The following is a 7,303-nucleotide window of genomic DNA, read 5'->3' as shown; positions in this document are numbered from 1 at the left end:
AAGACAATAAAAAACTGGCATTGGCGTGATCACCAATACCAGAAATTTTACAGCCCTTTTTATGTTGTTCTAATGATACCCGATCAACTTGTGACTGCCCCGGCTGGGTTCGAACCAGCGACCTCCTGATTAACAGTCAATTATTCTACCACTGAACTACGGGGCAATGTTGCGCGACCAATTATTGATGATTGGCCAACTGCCCCGGCTGGGTTCGAACCAGCGACCTCCTGATTAACAGTCAATTATTCTACCACTGAACTACGGGGCAATCATCGATATTTAATTATAGTGAAAAGTATAAACTCATGATAAAAATGTGTATTTATACAACTGCCCCGGCTGGGTTCGAACCAGCGACCTCCTGATTAACAGTCAGTTATTCTACCACTGAACTACGGGGCAAAAAGCATCATGTAATATTTATACCATAATCTCTAATGCTATGCAAATCTTTTTCGCACTAAATTCTAACCAATTCCGTTTTCCTTTAGCACCATGTTGACCTCTTGTTGGATTTTTTCAGGCTTATCCCACTCCTCAAAGTGATCTAAGTCTTCAGTCGGCATGTCGTAATTTTCATTCACGTAATCTTCATACGCAACCACGTGCGGAGAGTGCGGAATATTAAGCTGTAGAATCCGAACTTCCTTAATAAAGCCACGCTCAGCTGCCAACTCGGCCCGTCCATTTTGAACCATGTCACTGATCTCCATGTACTTGGATCCGTCCAGCCGCGTGATTTCCTCGATTAACGTAAATGTTTCATGACTCTTCAACGACAACGTCCCCCTTCAATCACAACCTAAGTAGTATAACATAAAATTAAGGTCTGGGAACAGCCGATTGTTAAACTAAACATGATTTTTATGAAACTGACTCCGCAATGTCATGTATGCCATTCAAAAAACAGGGTGGCTGTTCCTGTGCTATTAACGCAATCGCAGCACCTCATTAGTCGTCAGCGTTATGTGAGCTTATTCGTATCACTTTTCAAACCGAACGCATGCGAACGGCCATCCTCTGCAGGTCGAAAATCATGTCATCACTCAGGTTCATTCACGCGTTTCATAAAGCATCTAACAGTTTTTAAGCGAAAGTGCCGCTTTCCCGAATAAGAAACCTCTTTTACCCAAACAAAAAGCCACTATCAACAGATAGTGGCGGCATAAGAGAGAAAGAGAATTGATTAGAAGGTAATTATTCATACCTTACAAAAACAATATATCGTTTTTTGTAAGCGCTGTCAATGGTTTTTGAAAAAATAGTGAAAATCGTTCAAATTAAGAATAGTGACAGATTTCATGAATGAGACTATTTTGCCACGCATTAGGTTGTTTTGTTTTATCTGTTGAATAACTAATGTTGGTAAACACCAATTAATAAACAGTTTTTTGCAGGACTGTTCTTTTTTTCTGGTGGTTTGAACTGATATTTTTGAAAATAGACGTTGTTATTTTTTCCAAATAGTTGTTGTACTGTCTTCCAGCCTAAACGTGCTGCATGGGGCAACGAGACTGCGCCTAAGGATTCCTGACACAAAGCCCAAGCCCGGCTTTATGTCAGGGATGCCTTTGGTTCCGCTCCTTAACCGCCCCTGTTTTCGCACTCTTTCGTGTTGTTACTTTACCTGAAGGGCTCACATCACTCGCTCATGATCTCCAGCCTAAACGTGCTGCATGGGGCAACGAGACTGCGCCTAAGGATTCCTGACACAAAGCCCAAACCCGGCTTTATGTCAGGAATCCTTTGGCTCCGCTCCTTAACCGCCCCTGTTTTCGCACTCTCAAAAAAAGAACCCCCACCGGTTTCCTGGCGAACGTTCTTTTAAACCGCATTTAATGTCTAACCACTAAATGAGAGATGTCCCTATTCGTCACACCGACTAATAGGTGGTAAATAAATGGTTATTTAAAGATTAACATTTATTATGAGAATTGTCCACATTTTTTAATTTAAAATTAATGTGAGCTTATTTAATAGTCCCAGTTGTATCAATATGATTTGTTGGGTGTACTAAACTTGATGGGTTTGCCACCACTTCTTGAAGTGAATGACCCGATACATTTGTCCAGCAGAACATCACAAACAAGGCCAAGGTCAAGACCGTTAACACACGTGACCCAATCGGCATTTTTTCACTAATTACTGAACCATAGAAGTCTTTTTTAACTTTTGCTTCAACGTTCTTTTCAGTTGGGTTTGCGACCTTGCGTTCATCCACAACGCTGGCTTGGTAGGCATCAATATCAAAGTCCTTTTGATGTTGTTTCATGCCCCGTTGGAACTTACGCTTATCCTTCTTGGATTGACCCTTAAACCACTTCACGAATTCCCGGTAGTCACCGACGACTTTCTTTGTGTCATCGATTTCCTTTAACGTCCCATAGTGAATCCAAGCAACACGATCACACATCAACTCAACTTGCTTGAGTGAGTGGCTGACGAAGATAATCGTCTTACCCTCTTCTTTGAATTCAGTAATCTTGTCTAAACATTTTTGATAGAAGGTATCATCACCAACGGATAATGCTTCATCAATAATGAGGATATCAGGATTAACATGAACCGCGATAGAAAAGCCTAACCGTGATTTCATACCACTTGAATAACTCTTAACAGGTTGGTAAAGGAAGTCACCAATATCAGCAAAGCTGACAATGTCATCCATCAAGCCATCAATTTCTTCGTTAGTCAACCCTTGCATTAAAGCCTTAAGCCGAATGTTTTCCTGACCAGTTAAGTTACCACGTAAACCAGCACCAATAGCGATGATTGACGTGTCACCTTTGACATCAACAACCCCGGTCGTTTGGGGAATAATGCCTGAAATAATGTTGGACAACGTCGACTTACCGGAACCGTTGACCCCGATCAGACCTAACGTTTCGCCTGCTTTAACCTCAAGTGAGATACCCATCAAAGACCAGAAATGCGGAATCGGTTTCCGATTCAACGCAAAGAAAGACCGTAATTTTTCAGATTGCGTCTTGAACAAATCATACTCTTTTGTCACATTTTGTACTTTAATTTTATAATCAGTTGCCATTTCAAATTCTTCCTTAACATCTATTTACTGACGCATCATTTGCATATTCGCCATTATAACAAACAATCCCCGATTAGGAAAATGCCGCACCAGTTTAGTGTGATTCTTGTAAATTCAATAAATCAGTCAGTTGTACCCAACCAGTGGTACTGCCACTCTTAATTTGATACCAAATCGTTTGACTGGACTTGATGATGCCTCGTTGTTGAATTGTGACTTTCTTGCCGGCTAAAGCGCTGGTATTACTTGAAGTCGCGTCAACACTTGGTCCCGGAACCTGCTGGTACAGTTTGATAGAGCCAGACTTAATGGTTGCCGTTCCCTTATCCGTTGCGTATGAGACCCCTGGCGTGATCTTGGTGGTCGTTGCATCATCACTATTGCTAGTGGTGTCATCGAAGCGGCTCGTGAGATCATACTCGGCAATTATGGTTTCGATCTTACTGGCGTAGTTGGTGTCCGTTGCATAATGCTGGGCAATTGTGTCAACCGCTTCAGTATAAGATGTCGCATTTTCCCGCCAGGTATTCTCGTACAAAAACGGGTTCCAGGTTGTCCCATCGCGCAGTGTTTGCGCGTAATCATTGATGGAGGCCTGAAGCGACGGGTAGGACTTAAACTGCGCCATCGTGTTGAAAAATTGACCAGAACCATCTGCTTCAGATGTGGACATCGTTACTGACTGCCCACTATAAGTCCCCTTCACACCGAAATAGTTGTTTGCTTCAGTGGATAGCGTGCTGGTCCCCCAATCGCTTTCAAGCGCTGCCTGAGCCATCATGACAGACCCGTACAAGTGGTACTTCTTACTAGCTTGTAAAACGGGCTTGCTGAGCCGAGTAATAAATGCTGTGTGGCTATCCGCTTGAGCCGTGCGCGCACCACTCAAGCCAAATACCGCAAGTGCAAGAGTCAGCGTTGCCGTTAATTTAATCCAGAGTTTCATCCGGTTGTACTCCATTCCTCTTCGTCGGTTATCGGCCTTACGTTATTCTAAACCGTGTTAATTATACCGGTCTTACGCCAAGACACAAGATAAAAACGAATTTTTTATTAAAAACTTAGAGAGCGGAAGGAAGCGTTTAGGGAGTGGAACATAAGTGAGTGTGAGTGCTAAAGCCCGGGTTTGGCTTTAGTACTCGCAATCGCTTATGTGCAACTCCCTGCTTCCCGGGAGCTCGTTTCGACTCGAAAACAGTAAGACACCACTGTACATCGGGTCTTTATTAAAAATATATGAAACCAGAGAGCGGAAGGAAGCGTTTAGGGAGTGGAACATAAGTGAGTGTGAGTGCTAAAGCCCAGGTTTGGCTTTAGTACTCGCAATCGCTTATGTGCAACTCCCTGCTTCCCGGGAGCTCGTTTCGACTCGAGGACAGCAAATCACCACTGTACATCAGGCCTTTATTAAAAACAAATGACACATACAGAGAAAACACAATCAAAAACAAACACTTACCTAATCACAGTCACAAAAAAATAACATTGCCGAATTATGTTTCTACAAAAGCCGACACCCTTCATATACGAAAGGTACCGGCTAAAAGTTTTTATGACTAACTTAATTTCGAAATTGAAGTGCTCTTAACCCAGCCAGTCTTCTTACCATTAGAAACGCGGTACCACGTGCTGGAAACACCGCTTTGCTTAATAACAGCTTTGCAATCCACAGTCATCTTACCAGTGCCCATTGACTTTGTTGTTGTCAGCTGACTTGCTAGATAACTGGAATTATAAACGTGATTGTAGACCGGATTAGAAGTAGACGTGAACGTTGCTGTCTTATTAACCTTCGTATACGTTGTCTTTGGCAGCGTCACGACCTTTGAATAGACCCAGTAGCGTTTGGCAGTTGTTTTCTTGCTGAACCGGATTCGATACCATGTAGTCTTACTATCTGATTTGTAGGCGCGCCCATCAAACCAAACTGGTCGCCCGCTCCAACCGCCAACCGTGGTCCACTTATACTTCGTTGTTTTATATGCACTACCCTTAACGTGGTTGTATATGTCATAAGATTTATACTTACTACTCAAACTTCCCGTTTCGCCGCTTAGCGTTGAATAATACTTGATTGTAGCTTTTTTCGTGGTTGTCGACGATGAACTGGAGCTATCCAGCGACGCAAAGCCATACGTCTGGATAAGGGTAATTAGTGAGGCACCATAAGTTGGTGCCGTCGCATATTTACCAGTCAGTGCGTTGGCAGCATCTTCATAAGTTGCCGCATTTTCACGCCACGTGCCAGAATAATACGTCGGATCAGACGAGATCCCGTTTCGCAACAACTCTGCGTTATCCGTTAACGACGCAGAAATCGTCGGGTACTTTTTAAACGCCGCATCCGTATAGTAGAGCTGGCCAGATGAATCGTACTCCGCCGTGCTCATCGTCACAGATTGGCCATTGTAGCTCCCCTTAATGCCAAAGTAATTGTTTGCTGAAGTGGACAGTGTACTGGTTCCCCAGCCGCTCTCGAGTGCGGCTTGGGCCATCATCACTGACGGATAAAGTTTGTACGCGTTCGCCACCGTCTTCACTGGTGTAGACATGGTGGAAATGAACGCATCAGTTGTCGTACTGGCCTTAGTGTGCAACGAATCAGCACCAATCAAGCCAACCGTCAAAACAGCTGTAGCTGCCACTTTTAATAATGTTGGTTTTCGCATGCCAGAAATCCCCCTTAATCTTCCCTATGTATGCTCATAGCTTCATTATAAAGATTATCGAGAACAGCTTCAAGAAAAGGCGTATTACAAAATGACTAATGCCCAAAAATAGCAAAATTGTCGGTTAAAGCAAGCCGGTCTGTGACACTATTTCGCTAATTTGTGCCACATTAAATGGAAACCGACGCAAAAAACGGTCATTGGGCATTGATGTCCGCTGACCGTTTCGTTATTGTTTCTCTTATTAACTCATGCCGCCTATTTAAAACTTAATTTGCTTGCTGATCCTTCATCTAAAATCACCGTCACGTTACCATGGTCTTGAAGATAGCTTGCTGGCAAATCGGGTGTAACAGGACCTTCAATCATTGCCTTAACTGCATCAGCCTTCTCCTCGCCAAATGCTTCAAGTAAGATTTGATGACTCTTCATGATGGACGCAATGCCCATAGAATATGCGTAACGCGGCACTTCATCAGCATTGTCAAAGAACCGAGCGTTGGCTTGAATCGTTGATTCAGTTAATTCAACTTTATGAGTACCAAGCTTAGGGTCAGTCCCTGGTTCGTTAAACCCGATGTGGCCATTTTGACCCAATCCTAAAATTTGCAGGTCAATTGGGTTATCAGCAATAATCTGATTGTAACGGGCCATTTCGTCTTCAGCATCCGCGTTCAACCCATTCGGAACATATGAGTGTGCGAACGGCTTCTTATTAAACAAGTGGTGTTGCATGAAGTAGTGATAGCTCTGTTCATGATCAGGAGCTAAGCCCACATATTCATCCAGATTAATGGACGTCATTTGACTAAAGTCCAAATCACTAGCAACGATTGCATCATAAGTGGTCACTGGGGTACTACCGGTAGCTAAGCCAAACACTGTTGCACCTTTATCATACGCTGCCTGGAAAATTTGGTAGCCGCGCTGGCCACCCTCCTGCCGATCCTTAACTACGATTACATTCATTTTCATTGCTGTTGATTCTGTCATTAATCGCCACTCCTTTTGTTGGTATAGTCCAATAATAACCTGTCTAGACCGATATTGCAACCCAAACGACTCATTTTAATTTTAAAAACAAAAAAAGGGGATAAAAAAGGCCGCTACTTCGGTCGGCGACTAGGTTTCCGGCGAATTCCACGGCGATTGGCTGCTAAATCATTTTGCTGATCCTTAAATTTTTCCCAAGTTGCTTCTCGTTTCGAAGCAGCGTCTTTACTGGTGCTGCGCTTTTTTGTGTATTTCATAATTGTCTTCCTCTCTATTCAATTATCTCATGCGCGATTCTATCACGAAAATGAACAAACGTCTAATTTTGTGACTATGAAAGCGTTATCGTGCGTTATTTAATTGAAAACATCCATCAACTGCCCTGTCTTAGGATGCCACACACAGAAAATAAACGCGCGTGCCGGCCACCTCGGTGCCTGTCGGATTGCAACATGAAATCGCCGATTAACTGCAGCAGACCGCGCCATTCTATGTACGAAAAAAACCACCATACAAACGTGGCGGTCTTCCCCAAAAAATGGCTGTAAAATTTCTGGTATTGGTGGTCACGCCAATGCCAGTTTTTTATTGT

At 43.2% G+C, this 7,303-nt stretch carries 6 protein-coding genes and 3 tRNA genes; all 9 read right to left on the bottom strand.

The window, feature by feature from the left end; translation table 11 throughout:
• Positions 1 to 94 precede the first annotated feature (94 nt).
• Positions 95 to 166: transfer RNA gene (locus FC82_RS15200), tRNA-Asn, on the bottom strand.
• A gap of 33 nt (positions 167 to 199) precedes the next feature.
• Positions 200 to 271, bottom strand: a tRNA-Asn gene (locus FC82_RS15195).
• Positions 272 to 333: 62 nt separating this feature from the next.
• Positions 334 to 405, bottom strand: a tRNA-Asn gene (locus FC82_RS15190).
• Positions 406 to 470: 65 nt separating this feature from the next.
• Entirely contained in the window at positions 471 to 779 is a 309-nt protein-coding gene (locus tag FC82_RS15185; protein WP_056997423.1) for a hypothetical protein, read from the bottom strand.
• 1,193 nt (positions 780 to 1,972) lie between these two features.
• Complete coding sequence (locus tag FC82_RS15180) at positions 1,973 to 3,049, bottom strand: ABC transporter ATP-binding protein (protein WP_056997422.1); 1,077 nt, start codon at positions 3,047 to 3,049, stop codon at positions 1,973 to 1,975.
• A gap of 94 nt (positions 3,050 to 3,143) precedes the next feature.
• Positions 3,144 to 3,995 (bottom strand): glycoside hydrolase family 73 protein, encoded by an 852-nt coding sequence (locus tag FC82_RS15175; protein ID WP_054762855.1) that lies wholly within the window; start codon positions 3,993 to 3,995, stop codon positions 3,144 to 3,146.
• A 610-nt stretch (positions 3,996 to 4,605) separates the two neighbouring features.
• The gene (locus tag FC82_RS15170; RefSeq protein ID WP_054762853.1) at positions 4,606 to 5,718 is read right to left on the bottom strand and encodes a glycoside hydrolase family 73 protein; all 1,113 of its coding nucleotides are present in this window, start codon (positions 5,716 to 5,718) and stop codon (positions 4,606 to 4,608) included.
• A 258-nt stretch (positions 5,719 to 5,976) separates the two neighbouring features.
• On the bottom strand, positions 5,977 to 6,687 hold the full coding sequence (locus FC82_RS15165; protein ID WP_054762859.1) for a glucosamine-6-phosphate deaminase: 711 nt from the start codon (positions 6,685 to 6,687) through the stop codon (positions 5,977 to 5,979).
• Between the two features lie 137 nt (positions 6,688 to 6,824).
• Positions 6,825 to 6,968: a hypothetical protein gene (locus FC82_RS17035; protein WP_169790384.1), complete on the bottom strand. Its 144-nt coding sequence runs from the start codon at positions 6,966 to 6,968 to the stop codon at positions 6,825 to 6,827.
• Positions 6,969 to 7,303: the final 335 nt, after the last annotated feature.

Origin of the sequence: Secundilactobacillus collinoides DSM 20515 = JCM 1123, from assembly GCF_001435975.1 — a bacterium.
Lineage (GTDB): Bacteria > Bacillota > Bacilli > Lactobacillales > Lactobacillaceae > Secundilactobacillus > Secundilactobacillus collinoides.
This window is presented reverse-complemented; position numbering and strand designations above follow the sequence as displayed.